Raw genomic sequence first — 15,992 nt, forward strand, 5'->3', positions numbered from 1 at the left:
TTACTATCGTAGTGGGGTTATAAACACTCGACAACCCCACATTTCTGACTTACAGCTTAGAGCTTAAAGCTTAAAGCTCAAGGTAAGCTATTGAACCGTTGCTTTTAGGCCGCGGCGTTTCAATAGCGCTGAGGTGTCTGGCTCTTGACCACGGAATGCTTTGTACGATTCCATTAGGTCACGCGAGTTACCCACTTCTAAAATTTCTTTGCGGTATTTATCACCCATTTGGCGAGTTAAACCACCTTGCTCTTGAACATATGCAAAGGCGTCTGCTGCTAAGATTTCACTCCACATGTAAGCGTAGTAACCCGCTGAGTAACCGCCGCCCATTGAGTGTGAGAAGAAGGCTGACTTATAACGTGGAGGTACAAACGGTACATCAACACCATGTTTTGCAAGCGCTTGTTGCTCAAACTTTTCAATGTCTTGTAATGGTGCATCAGCAGAAAGTGAATGCCACTCCATATCAAGTAATGCAGCTGCAACGTATTCTAGAGTATCAAAACCTTGGTTGAAGCTACGTGATTGAATTACTTTTTTCAGTAGCTCATCAGGAATTGGCTCGCCAGTTTTATGGTGTTTTGCATAGTTAGCGATAACTTCAGGGTACATTGCCCAATCTTCTTCAAAAGTTGATGGGAACTCAACGAAGTCACGTGATACTGAGGTGCCAGATAGAGTCGGGTACTTCACGTTTGAGAACATGCCGTGTAAGCCATGACCCAGCTCGTGGAAAATCGTTGTCGCTTCATCATAGCTGATAAGCGTAGGTTCGCCATTCGCGCCTTTTTGAATGTTCATAACGTTTACGACAACTGGCTTTTGTTCTTTAAGGCCAGATTGTTTAACGAATGAGCTCATCCATGCACCGCCACGCTTACCTTCACGAGCAAAGTAGTCAGCAAAGAAAATGGCTAAGCTCTTTCCATTTTCATCAAATAACTCATAGGCTTTTACATCAGGGTGGTAAACCGGAATATCGTTACGTGGTTTAAAGGTGATGCCGTATAAACGGTTCATAGTGAAGAATACGCCGTCTTCTAAAACGCGGTTGAACTCGAAATATTCTTTCACAGCATTTTCGTCAAGGTTGTATTTATCTTTACGCACTTGCTCTGCGTAGAATAACCAATCCCATGGCTGCAATTTAAATTGTTCACCTGATTCATCAATTTTAGCTTGAATAGCCGCCGCTTCAGCGTTGACGTTCTGCATTAATGCAGGGATCATACTCGCAAACATATCAAATACAGCTTGTGGTTTTTTCGCCATTTGTGACTCTAAACCAAAATCAGCCCAGCTGTCGTAACCTAATAGTTTCGCTTTTTGAGCACGTAACTGAGCAAGTTCTGCCACGATATCACGGTTACTATTTTCGCCCGATAATGCACGCTCAGCCGATGCACGCCATACTTTTTCACGTAAATCACGGTTTTTCAGTGTTGCCAGAATAGGCTGACGCGTGGTGTTTGTGATCTTAATTAGGTATTTGCCTGGATGGCCAGCCTCTGCTGCGGCATTGGCAAGCTGCTCAATTTGACCTGCTGGTAAGCCCTCAAGCTCTGATTTGTCATCCACTAAAACAACATTTGTTTTAGTCAGCGCTAATAAGTTTTGTGAAAACTGAGTTGTTAAGCTTGAGTGCTTCGTATTGATATCACGAATTTGTTGTTTTTGCTCTGCACTTAATTTTGCCCCAGCACGCACAAAACGTTTGTAGTAAACGTCTAATAAACGCTTTTCTTCAGCAGTTAAGGCAAGGCTGTCAGCTTCGCTGTGAATAGCCGCTACTTTCTCAAAGAGTGCTTTATTTAAGAAAATATTGTCGTTATGAGCAGCTAGTTTTGGCGCTAATTCTTTTTGTAATTCACGACGTGCCGGGTTTGAATCCGTACCCGCTAAGTTATAAAAAATACTGCGTGTGCGTGTTAATAGCTCACCACTTTTCTCAAGCGCAACAATCGTATTGGCAAAATCAGGCTTTGCTGGATTGTTGATAATAGCTTGCACTTCAGCCATTTGCTCAGTCATGCCTTTATTAAATGCCGGCATGAAATGTTCATCTTTAATCGCACTGAAATCAGGCGTTTCGTATTGTAATACGCTTTTCACAAACAGTGGGTTAGCTTGCTCATTTGCAGCAACAGGTGCTGATTGCTCTGATTTAGGCGTTGATGTTGTTGTTTGCGGTTCTGAACAGGCTGTGAGTAACAGCGCAGAACAGATCGCGGTTGCGATTAGGTGTTTCATAGTTTTTCTCTTGTCATTTTTAAAATTAAATTGTGTCGATATAACCTTGCACATACGTTTTATAAGCTCTTGATTTGCATAGCGGTTAAAACGGATTACAAAAAGATGCTAAAAAAGCACTTATATGAGGCAGGTATCACCATGTGATCAATGAGCCCAGCATACTGTGTCTTATTACAATTGACCTCATACGTTGCGATAAGGTGATTATTGGCTGCGATAAGCCGTTAAAATTCTCTAAGATCGGAAAGCCACTTATAACTTTACAGCTTAAATAGCCCGACCCAATTGATCTTTTTGACTCATAACAGTGTCCAAATAAAAACTTTGTGGTATGTTATATTGTAACAATTTATTCTGCAATCAATCTTGCCATGGAGTGCATTTTTTTACGATAAGTTGCAAATGTTGCTGAATAAGCAAGGAGTCATATGGCTATCATAATTAAACACGCCTGCGTCGTTAATGAAGGGCAGCGCGAAATAAACGATGTACGAATTGTGGGCAATCGAATCGCTGAAATTGCCAAAGGTATTAGTGCTAAGGCCAATGATGAAGTAATTGATGCAAGCGGTTTGTTGCTATTACCAGGCATGATCGACGATCAAGTTCATTTTAGAGAGCCTGGCCTTACCCACAAAGGCACGATTGCCAGTGAATCTGCCGCAGCAGTGGCCGGTGGCATTACAAGCTTTATGGAAATGCCCAATGTTTCACCTTCGACTACCACGGCAAAAGCACTTGCTGATAAATACGCGATAGCAGCGCAAACGAGCGCTGCGAATTATGCGTTTTACTTTGGCGCGACCCCAGACAACCTCGATGAAATTAAGGCTCTTGATGCCAAAAAGGTATGTGGCGTTAAAGTGTTTATGGGAGCATCAACAGGCGATTTACTAGTTGAACACCCTCATGCCCTTGAAGCCATTTTTCGGGAAAGCCCAGTACTCATTGCCACTCATTGCGAGCAAGGGGAGGTTATTCAACAAAATCAGCGCCGTATAGAAAAACGTTATGGCGAGTTACAAATAGAACATCACCCGTTAATTCGTGATGAGTTAGCGTGTTATGCATCATCATCGTATGCCGTGTCGCTGGCAAAACGTTATGGTTCACAGCTGCATGTTTTACACCTAACAACAGCAAAAGAGCTAGAACTATTTAGTAACGCACCCATAGAGCAAAAGCACATAACCGCCGAAGCTTGCGTACATCATTTGTGGTTTAACCAAGACGATTACGCAAACTATGGCAATCAAATTAAATGTAACCCCGCCATAAAATCAGAGCAAGACCGCCAAGCGCTACTCGCAGCAGTACGCGATGGTCGCATTGATATTATTGCCACCGATCATGCCCCTCATACTTGGCAAGAAAAGCAGCAACAATACAGCGCTGCACCAGCTGGCCTCCCTCTAGTTGAACATGCATTACTATCGTTACTTGAGCAGGTAAAACGTGGTGCGTTGAGCCTTGAGCAAGTCGTTGAAAAAACAGCGCATAACGTGGCAAAGCGATTTGCTATCGAAGAGCGGGGGTTTATCAGAGAAGGTTATTTTGCTGATTTAGTCCTGGTTGACCCAAACGCAGAAAAGCACGTCGAGCATACAAACACACATTATTTATGCCAATGGACGCCATTTAATGGCACCACTTTTTCAAACCGAATCACACATACCTTTGTTAATGGTGAGTGTGTCTTTGATGGGCAGCACGTAACCCCGTACAAACAGGCCGCTATGGCCTTAACATTCAATCGTTAAAAGAAGTCGATATGCAATTACCCGATATTACCTCGCACTCTAATGTAGATTTTCAGTCGCCTTTAAAATGGGTTGGTATGGAAAAAATAGCATTGCCTTTGAAGCTTGCACAAACTCATGTTGATGTGCACCTGAACGCCAAAGCTGATGTGTTCGTTAGCCTTGATAGCAATGCTAAAGGCATTCATATGTCGCGTCTTTATTTACTACTTAATCAGCTACTGGCTAAACAAAGTTTAACGACTCAGCGTGTTAATGAGTTTATGGAGGCTGTTTTAGCATCACAAAAAGGCTTAAGTAAAGGCGCAAAACTGGTGCTGCATTTTGATTTACCCGAGCTAAAACCAGCGTTACTTAGCGACCATGCCGGATACAATGCTTACCCTGTCGTTTTAACTATTACAAAGCAGCAAACGCTTGCCATTAACTTAAAAGTCGATATTGCCTACAGTAGCACCTGCCCGTGTTCAGCGGCATTGTCGAGGCAGCTTTTGAGCGAAGCAGTCGATAAGCAATTTAGTGATGTGAATATAGATAAAGCATCTTTACTCAATTGGCTTGCAAGTGAACAAGGTTCTATTGCAACCCCTCATAGCCAGCGTTCATATGCGTATATTGATGTCACGTTTAGTAGTGGGAAGTTGCCAGATATTGGCGGCTTTATCACAGAATGTGAACAAGCTATTGGCACTCCAGTCCAAACCGCTGTTAAACGTGAAGATGAGCAAGCATTTGCCGCCCTTAACGCTAAAAACTTACTGTTTTGTGAAGATGCAGCAAGGCGATTGAAGCAGTGCTTCGAAACCATGCCGAGTATTGCTGATTACCAGTTTAAGGTTGAACACCAAGAAAGCTTACATGGCCACAATGCTGTGGTTCATGAATCTAAATATTAAGCTCATGAGTCTAAGTATTAGGCCATGAACCTAAAATGGTTTACAAATTTTGACATTAGCGGTCGCAAATTATTGCTATTGGCTAGCACAATGATAATGATACGAGCGCTAAAAAGATAAACATAACAAATATAAAGGACGACTATGCGTTTTAAATTTATTGCTGCTGCAGTGGGTCTCGCTGTAGCAAATGTTGCTGTTGCCGACGAAGGCATGTGGCAACCTCACCAGTTACCAGAGCTTGAGTCAGTGTTAAAAGCGAAAGGCTTGAGCATTGATGTAGAGTCAATTTCAAAATTAACAGAGTTCCCAATGAACGCGGTAATTAGCCTTGGTGGTTGTACTGCTTCGTTTGTTTCACCAAAAGGCTTAGTTGTCACAAATCATCACTGTGCCTATGGTTCGATTCAATATAACTCGACCACCGAAAACAATATTTTAGAAAATGGCTTTTTAGCTAAAACTACCGGCGAAGAAGTCCCTGCTGCGCCGGGTTCTCGTGTTTTTGTAACAGAGCAAGTAACCGACGTTACAGATAAAGTAAACAAAGGGACTGAACAGCTAACCGGTAAAGCACGTTTTGATGCTATTCAAGCAAATGAAAAAGCACTTGTTAGTGAGTGTGAGCAAGACAAGAGCTACCGCTGTAATGTGTATACTTTCCACGGTGGTCTTGAGTATTACCTTATTAAATCGCTAGAAATTAAAGATGTACGTTTAGCGTATGCACCTGCTATGGGCGTAGGTAAATATGGCGGTGATATCGATAACTGGATGTGGCCGCGCCACACAGGTGATTTCTCATTCTATCGCGCGTATGTTGGCAAAGATGGCAAGCCAGCTGAATATTCAGAAGATAACGTGCCGTACCAAAGTGATGCGTTTTTAAAAGTAAGCGCTAAAGGCGTTCAAGAAGGCGATTTTGTGATGGTTACTGGTTATCCGGGCAGCACAAACCGTTACCGTATTTCGCCTGAAGTTGATTACGTGTTTAACACAGCTTACCCATTAGCGCGTAAATATAACTCTAAATATGTCTCGTTAATTGAAGAAAATGCGCCTGAAGGCTCAGAGGCACGTATCGCTTATGAAAGCACGATTGCGGGCTACAACAACTACATTAAAAACTATGGCTCAATGATTGAGAGTTTCAATAAAGGGTCAATGTATAGCCGTAAGCAACAATTCGAAAAAGATCTGACTGCGTGGATCAACGAAGATAGTAAGCGCAAAGCTAAATACGGACATGTACTTGCTGATTTATCTGCGCTAGTTGCTCAGTCGCAAGAGCATAACCAGCGCGACCGCATGTTAGGTTACGTACACCGCTCACAAATGATCGCAACTGCTCGACGTTTATACCGTTTAGCTTACGAAAAACAAAAGCCAGATGCTGAGCGTGAAAGCGGTTATCAAGAGCGTGATATGCCACGTATCGAGTCTCGTTTAAAAAGCATGAGCCGTCGTTATGATGAAGCCGTTGATAAAGCTATTTTACTGTACTTTATTGAGCAATATGCTGCATTACCTAAAGACGAACGAGTTGCAGAGGTTGATAAAGCTCTTGGTCTAACTAACGGTTTTGATAAACAAAAGCAGAAAGCCTTGCTTGATGACATGTATGCTAAATCGGTTCTTGCAGATGAAAGCAAACGTTTATGGATGGCAGGCCTTGACCTTGCTCAGTTAAAGCAAAGTAGCGATCCATTTATTCAGTATGCGCATGCAATCTTTGCGGTCACAAAAGATATTGAAGATGCTAAAAAAGAACTAGCTGGTAAACAGCAAGCTGCTCGCCCTGCATTAATGGAAGCAATTATCGCTTATAACAAGGCACTTAATAAGCCAGTTTATGCTGATGCTAACAGCACCCTGCGTGTAACTTACGGTACGGTAGGCGGCTATTCACCGCAAGATGGCTTAGTGGCAACCCCCTTTACATCTTTAGAAGGACTACTTGCTAAAAACACCGGTGTTGAACCATTTAACTCACCAGAGAAACAAAACGAGTTAATTAAGCAAAAGCTTTATGGCGATTACACAGGCGGTATGAATACGGTTCCGGTTAACTTTTTATCTAATGTAGATACCACAGGTGGTAACTCAGGCTCTCCAACGTTAAACGGCAATGCTGAGCTCGTTGGTTTGTTGTTTGATGGTGTGTACGAAAGCATTATTGGTGACTGGGATTACGATGAAAACTTAAATCGCTCAATTCACGTTGATTCACGATACATGTTGTGGGTGATGGATAAAGTTGATAATGCTCAAAACCTACTTAAAGAGATGACTATCGTTAAGTAATCTAAGTTTAACGTTAATTTAAGTATTAAAATGCCAGTCTAACAGACTGGCATTTTTGTTTTTAATGAAAATAAAATCATTTAATTTCATAAGGTTGAAAAATATTTATAAAAATTTATTTTTCTTAAGTTTTATTTAAGTTTCGCTCGATAAATTTTACACATAACCTAAGTGGAGCGAACAATTATGCTTTCAGTTCAACAATCACATCAAACTAAAGTTCAAGAGCCTGCCTTTGTTTGCACGCGTGAAGGAGGTCAATTACGTGACCGCCTTGAGCGTAATATTAAGCAAGGTTTTGCTGCAGCCTATGACGCGAAAATTTCGCAGTTCATGCCGCTTCTTTGTGAGCTTAATATTGATGATGAATTATGTACGTTAGGCCTTCGCTCTGCATCACAACCTTTGTTTATTGAACAATACCTCCCTGCGTCTATTGAGCACTTTGTTGGTGCCAAGCGTGAGCACATTTTTGAGCTCGGTAATTTATGCTCAACGCATCGAAAAGCCACCTTGGCACATTTTGTTTTAATGAATGAAGCGCTCTATCAAGTAGGAGCAAAATATTTAGTGTTTTGCGCAACCCGCAAAGTGAGAGCGCTATTAAAAATGCTGGGTGTGAATTGCAAAGAAATCGGTGTTGCCAATGCACAAGCACTACAAGACCCAGCAAGCTGGGGTAGCTATTACGACAATCAACCAACCATTTGTGTGGTTGATCTAAACGAAGCACATCAACGTGTACTAAACACCCCAGTTTTATTCAATATCAAACAGCAGTGTTTGCAGTCATCGCGTGAGCTTGCTGTATTTTTGGAGGTGCTATGAGTTGGTTGACACAATTACCACATAAAGATAGCGATACCTTAATGGTTTGCCACAAAAGCGATGGTGTGCGCTCACTAACTAAACAAGAATTTACTGAGCAAGTAACTCGTTTACTACCTACTTTGGCAGAATTTGATGCCCAAGGTGTGGCTTATCAATTAGATAACACACCTGCTTGGTGTGTATTAGAAGCTGCGCTTAGCGAACTTAAAAGAGTGGCAATTCCGCTACCAACGTTTTTTACGGCTCAGCAAGTTGCGTTTGGTTTGCAAAATAGCGGAGCAGGGCTATTTGTATGTGACCGCGCTTATGAAGGTGAGCATGCAAAGTTAGTGGCGTTAGTCGATGTATGCAAGCATTACCCTTTGTATGTTTACCAATTGAGTAATACACAGCCTGTGCCATATTTTGCAAACACGCAAAAGATCACCTTTACGTCGGGCTCAACAGGCACACCAAAAGGCGTGTGTTTATCGCTTGAAAGCCAATTGCAGGTGGCAACATCACTTTATCAAAGCATTGGTTTAGAAAAACCAAACCATTTGTGTTTGTTGCCGCTACCGGTTTTGCTTGAGAATTTAGCCGGTGTTTATGCACCGCTATTAGCGGGCGGTACGGTTAATTTAGTGCCTTTAGCTGAACTTGGCTTTTCAGGTGCACAGTTACTTGAGCCACACAAATTAATAGCCGCAATTGAACGTACTGAGCCAAATACTCTTATTTTAGTGCCTGAGCTACTGACTTGTTTAGTGGCTTTTGCAAAGCAAGGCTGGGAAGCACCTAAAAGCTTAAAGTTTATTGCAGTAGGTGGTGCTGTTGTAAGCCAAGCGCTTATTAAGCAAGCCCGTGAGCTCGGTTTACCCGTTTATCAAGGCTATGGTTTGTCTGAATCGTCATCGGTAGTGAGTTTAAACACTCGCGATGATGATGACATCGACACCGCAGGGCGAGTGCTTAAGCACATTCAATACAAAATTGAAAATGGTCAGCTTTATATCAAGGGTTCATTGTTTTTGGGCTATTTAGGTCAAGCTGCACAAAATGCTGACGATTGGTATGCAACTGGCGATCTCGTTACTGAGCAAGCAGGTCGCTTGGTTATACAAGGCCGTTTGAAAAACCAACTTATCACCAGCTTTGGTCGCAATATCAGTGCTGAGTGGCCAGAGTCGTTATTGCTTAGCCACAGCCAGGTACAACAAGCGGTGGTGATTGGCGAAGGTCAGGCATTTCTAGCCGCACTTATCTATGCAAACCAAGCGATGAGTGACGCTGAACTTGCTGCCCATATTAGGGCACAAAACGCGCAATTACCCGAATACGCACAGATCAGAAAGTGGCATCGAATGGCAGAGCCTATGAGCCACACGCAAGGTTTATTAACCAGCAATAATCGCCCAAAACGCGATGTTATCAATCAATTTTTTGCTGCAGAGATTTCTGCACTTTATCAAGAGGCGACGAGCATGAGTCAATTTTTCAATACATTACAAGCCGAAACACAGAAAGAGCGCGACTACCTTTTAGCTGCGCCAATTATTAGCCGCGTTTTTAAAGGTGAAGTAAGCCTGAGTGAGTATGCATCGTTCTTAACGCAAGCTTATCACCATGTTAAACACACAGTGCCACTGCTAATGGCAGTCGGTGCAAAGCTGAGCGATAAACAAGAGTGGTTGCGCGAAGCCGTTGCAGAATACATCGAAGAAGAGTTAGGCCACCAAGAATGGGTGCTAAACGATATTGCAGCATGCGGTTTTGATAAAGAGCTAGTGCGCGATTCTCGTCCACAGTTTTCGACCGAATTAATGGTGTCGTACGCCTACGATACAATTAATCGCGGTAACCCTTTGGCATTCTTTGGCATGGTTCATGTGCTTGAAGGCACTTCGATTGCATTAGCCGATAATGCAGCAGGGCAAATCCGTGAGGTTGTAGGTTTACCTAAAAAGGCGTTTACCTACCTTACTTCGCACGGTGCACTTGATATTGAACATGTGAAGTTTTTCGAAAATCTCATGAACAAAATAGATAACGAAGACGACCAGCAAGCCATTATTCACGCCGCAAAATGTTTTTATAAATTGTACGGCAATATTTTTCGTGACCTCGATATCGAGCCTTTCTTTAGCGAGGCTGACTTGGAGCAAAGCGCATGAGTAGCCCAGTTTGTGTGCTAACCGGTGCAACAGGGGGCATTGGCCGTGCAATTGCCCTTCGCCTTGCAAAAGAAGGTTGGCGTTTATTACTTGTTGGTCGAAATGTGAAGCAACTTGCTGCACTGCAATTGGAATGTGGCAATGATGCTGAGTATTTTCAGGCTGACCTAAGTAACAGCGAATCTCGCGATGATCTTGCTAAGTTTGCTCAGCAAATTGGCGGGGCAACGTTACTAATCAACAACGCAGGCGTTAATGTAATGCAGGGGTTTAGTGAAATTAGCGAACAGCAAATTGATCACCTGTTAAATATTAATCTGCATGTGCCCATTAAATTGTGTCAGCTGTTTTTACCACAAGTGACCCGCAATAAAGGCACGATTGTCAATATTGGTTCATCGTTTGGCAGCATTGGTTATCCGTATCAAACCTTGTACTGCGCAAGCAAATTTGGCTTAAGAGGGATGACCGAAGCCCTTGCCAGAGAGCTCAGCCACAGCGATGTGAAAGTATTGTATTTAGCGCCTCGTGCAACTGACACCGCAATTAACTCGCCACAAGTGCGCGCGATGAATAAAGAGCTGGGTAACACCATGGATCCGCCAGAAAAAGTGGCTGATGCATTAATAGATTTAATTAAATCAAAAAAACGTCGTCGTTTTATTGGTTTTCCAGAAACATTATTTGCCCGTATTAACGGCGCATTTCCATCACTCGTTGATAACGCAATAGCAAAACAACTTCCTAAAATTAAAAGTTTTTTTGCCAACTAAATTGATCAAGGTGAATGATTATGACTAAACTAAATTTAAAAGCCCTAATGATGTTAGGTGTTATCATGGCTGCGCCTGCAAAAGCCGACTTTAATAGCGATTTAAGTTCGGTGCAAAAGCAGTGGGCAGTGGTTAATTACGAGTTAGTTGACGATGCGCAGTTAGATGCATTCGAAAAATTAGCAAGCGAAACCGCAGAGTTTACCAAAGCGAACGACCAGCAAGCAGCCAGCCATATTTGGTACGGTATTGTGCTATCGAGCTATGCGGGGGCGAAAGGAGGCTTAGGCGCGCTAGGCCTTGCAAAAGACGCTAAAGCGCAATTTGAAAAAGCGCTAAGCCTAGATCCAAAAGCGCTTGATGGCTCTGCATATACCAGCCTTGCAACCTTATACGGTAAAGTACCGGGTTGGCCAATTGGTTTTGGTGATGACGATGAAGCGAAAAAATTGTTTAAGCAAGCGCTTGAACTAAACCCGCGTGGTATCGATAGCAACTATTTATATGCGTCATTCTTGTATGACGAGCGTAAATATAAATCAGCTAAAGAGTTTTTATTGGTTGCACAGCAAGCGCCAGCGCGTCCTGAAAGACCAAAAGCAGATCTTTACCGCCAGCAAGAAATTACTAAATTATTGGCTAAGGTAGAGAAAAAAATAAAGAGATAAACTATGCATTTATTGCTCGTTGAAGACGACCATTTAGTGGCAGAAGGCCTTTGTCGTTCTTTACGTCAACAAGGTTATAGTGTTGAACACAGTGCAACCGTTAAGTCAGCGATGCAATGGCTGCAAAATGATGAAATTGAGCTGGTAGTCCTTGATTTAGGGCTACCAGACGGTGACGGCATTGATATTCTAAAGCACATCAAAAAGCATCGTAAAAATATACCTGTGGTGATTTTAACAGCCAGGGGCAGTATTGATGATAAAGTCATGGGGCTAGATTTAGGCGCTGATGATTACCTTGCAAAGCCCTTTGATCCCGCAGAATTATTTGCCCGTCTACGGGTTGCCAGTAGGCGTTTGACCCAAGCACAAACCAGCACTTTAAAAGTTGGCAATGTTGAAATGGACACCGCCGCTTTTACCGTGAGCTTTCAAGGTGAGCCAGTAAACTTGCCGCGCAAAGAGTTTATGCTTCTTAAAGCCTTGCTAGAAAACCAAGGTCGTGTGCAATCAAAACAGCAGTTAGAAAGTAAACTGTATGAATGGGGTGAAGAGGTGGGGTCTAATACCATCGAAGTACACATTCATCACTTGCGTAAAAAATTCCCTAAAGAGTTTATTAAAACCTTACGCGGTATTGGTTATGTGGTGGGTAAACGCTAGTGTCAATTCGTAAAAGGCTGACTTTACTCATTTTGTCTATGGTGATCTTAACCTGCTTTTTGGCTTTCACTAAAGGTTACCGTGAAAGCATGAATCAGGCTGAAGCACTGCTCGATAATGAGTTGGTAACGCTGGCACATGTGTTAATCGAACAGCCACTCAGTAAAGAAACCCCAGCTTATACCAGTGATTTACCACAGCTATTGTTTCAAGTTTGGGTCGATGACAGCTTGGCCTCAAGCTCAAAATCATTGCAGCATAACCCTAGCAATCAAAGTCAGTGGCAAACCGGGTTTAGTGTTGAGAACTTAGCTGGGCAACGAGTCAAAGTGTATCGCTTAAGCGAAGGTAATAAACGCGTGCTTATTGCAGAACCTTTGAGTAAACGTGTGGCGCTAACCGAAACCGTGATTTTGTCGGCCATGACGCCGCTGTTATGGAGTGTGCCTATTCTTGCACTCCTTATTAGTGTGTTTGTAAAACAAGGGCTTGCACCACTAACTCGGTTATCTAATCAACTAAAACACCGTCAAGCAAATGACTTTACTGCAATCCCTTGGCAAACCCCAGAGCAAGAAATAAAACCCGTAATTAGCCGCTTAAATGACCTATTTAAACGCGTTGAAAGTGCCTATTTACGAGAGCGCTTTTTTGCCTCTGATGCGGCCCACGAACTGCGAACGCCGCTCAGTAGTTTAAAAATTAATGTGCATAATTTAGTGGCTCAAGGTGTTGAGAGTGTTGAGCTTGATGCGATGGAAAAAGGCGTTGATAAACTAAGCAATATCGTTGAACAAATGCTGATTTTGGGGCGTACTTATCCAGAGCAATGGCAAGCGCAATTTAGCCCCGTGTCGGTGTTAGAAATTAGCCAACAAGTTGCCTCACAACTTTATGATCGTATTGACGAAAAAGATCATACCATTAGCATCGATGGCGATGATTTTATCATTGCAGGTGACGAATTCACCTTAGTTACTTTGTTTGGCAATTTACTGAGTAACGCCATAAAATATACCCCAGCTGCGGGAGAGATTTCTATTACTCTGAAAACCGAAAAAAATCGTTTTATCTGGCAGATAGATGACTCGGGCCCCGGTATTGATGAAGCTCAAAAACAGCGCATTTTTAACCGTTTTTACCGTGTGGGTGGCGATAAACATCCATCAGGTGAGCAAGGAGCAGGTCTTGGTATGGCCATTGTTGAGCACATAGTGTCGATTTATAACGCCGATATAGCTTTAGCTGACAGTCACCTTGGTGGCTTGCGGGTGAGTGTCTCTTTTATGCAAGGAGATGTCAGTGAATAAATGGATTTTGGCGCTTTCTATGTTGCTACTATGCATGCCGTCTTGGCTAGTCTATGCCAAAGAGTACAAGCTGATCTTAAAAGACCATTTGTTTTATCCTGCAGAAATAAAAGTGCCTGCCAATAAAAAGCTGCGGCTTTTGATCGAAAACCAAGATGACACTCCAGAAGAGTTCGATAGCTTTGACTTAAATCGTGAAAAAGTGCTTTACCCAGGTCGCACGAGCGTCATTTATATTGGGCCGCTCAGCCCTGGGCGTTATGACTTTTTTGGTGAATTTTCGCCTAATACAGCCAGAGGAACTGTCGTGGCTACGGAGGTGAATGATGCTGATAACTAGTTTATTAATGAGCATTAATCAGCTTTTGCCTGTGGTGATTTTAGCCGTGCTTTTGAGTTTAATTGTGCCTTTAAGCCAGCGCCAACTGAGTGTTTATGCAGTGATTGGTACGCTACTAAGCTTAGTGTTTGTGCAAGGCGCTGCTTGGCTGAGCCAGTTATTTGATCACAGAGGCTTAGAGTTCATTCAAATGCTGCTGTGTATTGTCATTTTTATCGCTGCATTAATTAGCTGTCAGCAACGAAAAATAGCGGCTGCGCTGGCCTTGATTGCAACCATGACGTTGTATTTAAGCCATTACATGATTTATTTAGTCAGTTTTTGGCATAGCAGAGATACTGCTGAGCCATTGCTACTGGGGACATGTTTAGGTGTGGGCATTTGTATTAGCTTTGGCGTGTTGTTGTTCTTTTTGCTTGAGAGTATTGCTAAGCGCGTAGGCGAGCAGCCATTGGTTGTGTTGCTTGCCTTAAATGCAACAGCAAAGCTATTGATATTTCTTGATTTAGCAAGTCAGATCGATTTACTCGATGTGACCTCAAATTATTTAGATTGGCGTGGGTTTTTAGTTGAAAACTCAGAGCTTGGGCGCGTATTAAAAGCCTTAGTGGGCTACGAAGCTACGCCGAGTAAAACCGCGCTATGGGTGTATGTCATTGCAGCATTGGCATTTATCACCTTAGTTCGCGTGTTAAAAATTAAAAAGACCAAGGAGCCTGTATGCGGTTCTTAATAGTTAGTTTAAGTTGCTTGTTTTTAATAAGTATCAGCCAATTTGCGCAGGCAGATGGCATGGTGGTTGATAAGGTATATCACCCTTATGTGATGCCGTTTGAACGTGAAGTTGAGTGGCGCTTGGTGTCTAGGCAAACCGATAGCGGCAATGTACTTGCACAGCGTGCAGGCTTTGGCGGCGCAATTAACGACACCATGAGCCTTGAAGGCTACTTGGTTGGCGAGCGCGATGATAACGGTGACTTTGGTTTATCTTCGTATGAAGTGGAGTTACGCTGGCAGTTGGTCGAGCAAGGCCGTTTGTGGGCCGATTGGGGTGCGTTATTTGAGCTTGAAAAACAGCATACCCTAGATGCTTACGAAGCAACGACCGGCTTTTTATGGGAAAAAGAGTTTGGTCGTACAAGCCTGACTATGAACGCTTTTTTAGTATATGAATGGGGGGCTGATATTGAAAACGAGTGGGAAAGTGAGTTTCGCTTACAGTATCGTTATCGCTATCGTTCGGCTTTTCAACCATCAATAGAAGTCTACGCGGGTGAGGACTTTATTGGTGTGGGGCCAGGCTTTATTGGCTTACACAGATTTAGCCCTAAACGCCAGCTAAAATGGGAAGCAGGTTTTATTAGTGAGCTTAGCCAATCAGGCAAAGATCATAGCTTTCGCTTGGCTTTAGAGTTTGAATTTTAATGTCGATAGTGTTTGACTTATCAAACTAACTCTATATAGTGGGCACCAGCTAGAAAGAAAGCGTGTAATTAATAAATCTTTATTTCGTTGTTGTATAAGTAATACTTGTAGTACCGTCCTGAAGTTTTTAAGTACCATCTCATTTTTTGCTACACCCGCCCGCTAGGGCATGTTTAATTTTTTATATCAGGAATAATACTATGTCTAACATCGTATCAGGTACAGTTAAGTGGTTTAACGAATCTAAAGGTTTTGGTTTCATCGAGCAAGAAAATGGTCCAGACGTTTTCGCTCACTTCAGCGCTATCAAAAGCGAAGGTTTCAAAACTTTAGCTGAAGGCCAACGTGTAGAGTTCACTCTTTCACAAGGTCAAAAAGGTCCTCAAGCGGATAACATCACTCCGTTATAATTTTTACTTTTAGTAAAAATTAAGAAGAAGCAAGCTACGGCTTGCTTTTTTTATGCCTAAAAATTGACTGGGCTAGTGAATATTTCTATATTTAATGCAGCTATGTCATTAGAGTGTATTAATTATCTTAAAATATTTGTTGTTAGCATGCCTAAGCTTTGCACCTGTAGTATTGGCAAAAGATAGTGTCACCATCTACACCG

General features: G+C 42.5%; 14 protein-coding genes and 1 pseudogene. 14 read left to right on the forward strand and 1 reads right to left on the reverse strand.

Annotated features, from left to right (window positions below; all coding sequences use genetic code 11):
- Positions 1–87 precede the first annotated feature (87 nt).
- Positions 88–2,253, reverse strand: coding sequence for a M3 family metallopeptidase (locus AOG26_RS14615; RefSeq protein WP_054563171.1), 2,166 nt, complete (start codon positions 2,251–2,253; stop codon positions 88–90).
- Between the two features lie 431 nt (positions 2,254–2,684).
- Here AOG26_RS14615 and AOG26_RS14620 point away from each other — a divergent pair, with 431 nt between their 5' ends.
- The 14 genes and pseudogenes from AOG26_RS14620 (at position 2,685) to AOG26_RS14680 (ending at position 15,789) form a co-directional block, all read left to right on the forward strand.
- Positions 2,685–4,016, forward strand: a complete 1,332-nt coding sequence (locus tag AOG26_RS14620) for a dihydroorotase (RefSeq protein ID WP_054563172.1) — start codon at positions 2,685–2,687, stop codon at positions 4,014–4,016.
- A gap of 11 nt (positions 4,017–4,027) precedes the next feature.
- Positions 4,028–4,912 carry a GTP cyclohydrolase FolE2 gene (gene folE2, locus AOG26_RS14625; RefSeq protein WP_054563173.1) on the forward strand — a complete coding sequence of 295 codons (885 nt, stop codon included), beginning with the start codon at positions 4,028–4,030 and terminating at the stop codon, positions 4,910–4,912.
- Positions 4,913–5,056: 144 nt separating this feature from the next.
- Positions 5,057–7,216, forward strand: coding sequence for a S46 family peptidase (locus AOG26_RS14630; protein WP_054563174.1), 2,160 nt, complete (start codon positions 5,057–5,059; stop codon positions 7,214–7,216).
- A 186-nt stretch (positions 7,217–7,402) separates the two neighbouring features.
- Positions 7,403–8,044, forward strand: coding sequence for a thermostable hemolysin (locus AOG26_RS14635; protein ID WP_054563175.1), 642 nt, complete (start codon positions 7,403–7,405; stop codon positions 8,042–8,044).
- Positions 8,041–9,498: pseudogene (locus AOG26_RS14640) on the forward strand (AMP-binding protein); the annotation flags it as partial. The gene AOG26_RS14635 and the pseudogene AOG26_RS14640, both read left to right, overlap by 4 nt.
- A 12-nt stretch (positions 9,499–9,510) precedes the next feature.
- Positions 9,511–10,200 (forward strand): TenA family transcriptional regulator, encoded by a 690-nt coding sequence (locus AOG26_RS20870; RefSeq protein ID WP_200907870.1) that lies wholly within the window; start codon positions 9,511–9,513, stop codon positions 10,198–10,200.
- Complete coding sequence (locus AOG26_RS14645; RefSeq protein WP_054563176.1) at positions 10,197–10,973, forward strand: SDR family oxidoreductase; 777 nt, start codon at positions 10,197–10,199, stop codon at positions 10,971–10,973. The genes AOG26_RS20870 and AOG26_RS14645 overlap by 4 nt, the downstream gene beginning before the upstream one ends.
- 20 nt (positions 10,974–10,993) lie before the next feature.
- Entirely contained in the window at positions 10,994–11,641 is a 648-nt protein-coding gene (locus AOG26_RS14650) for a hypothetical protein (RefSeq protein WP_054563177.1), read from the forward strand.
- Positions 11,642–11,644: 3 nt separating this feature from the next.
- Positions 11,645–12,304, forward strand: a complete 660-nt coding sequence (locus tag AOG26_RS14655) for a response regulator transcription factor (protein WP_054563178.1) — start codon at positions 11,645–11,647, stop codon at positions 12,302–12,304.
- Positions 12,304–13,614 carry an ATP-binding protein gene (locus AOG26_RS14660; RefSeq protein WP_054563179.1) on the forward strand — a complete coding sequence of 437 codons (1,311 nt, stop codon included), beginning with the start codon at positions 12,304–12,306 and terminating at the stop codon, positions 13,612–13,614. The genes AOG26_RS14655 and AOG26_RS14660 overlap by 1 nt, the downstream gene beginning before the upstream one ends.
- A gap of 19 nt (positions 13,615–13,633) precedes the next feature.
- Positions 13,634–13,954, forward strand: a complete 321-nt coding sequence (locus AOG26_RS14665; protein ID WP_082401691.1) for a cupredoxin domain-containing protein — start codon at positions 13,634–13,636, stop codon at positions 13,952–13,954.
- A complete protein-coding gene (locus tag AOG26_RS14670) occupies positions 13,938–14,687 on the forward strand; it encodes an iron transporter (protein WP_235575501.1) in 750 nt (249 codons plus the stop codon). The genes AOG26_RS14665 and AOG26_RS14670 overlap by 17 nt, the downstream gene beginning before the upstream one ends.
- Positions 14,675–15,379, forward strand: coding sequence for a hypothetical protein (locus AOG26_RS14675; protein WP_054563182.1), 705 nt, complete (start codon positions 14,675–14,677; stop codon positions 15,377–15,379). Before AOG26_RS14670 ends, AOG26_RS14675 begins: the two co-directional genes overlap by 13 nt.
- A gap of 200 nt (positions 15,380–15,579) precedes the next feature.
- The gene (locus tag AOG26_RS14680) at positions 15,580–15,789 is read left to right on the forward strand and encodes a cold-shock protein (RefSeq protein ID WP_004587186.1); all 210 of its coding nucleotides are present in this window, start codon (positions 15,580–15,582) and stop codon (positions 15,787–15,789) included.
- Positions 15,790–15,992: the final 203 nt, after the last annotated feature.

Source organism: Pseudoalteromonas sp. UCD-33C (genome assembly GCF_001306895.1).
Classification (GTDB): domain Bacteria; phylum Pseudomonadota; class Gammaproteobacteria; order Enterobacterales; family Alteromonadaceae; genus Pseudoalteromonas.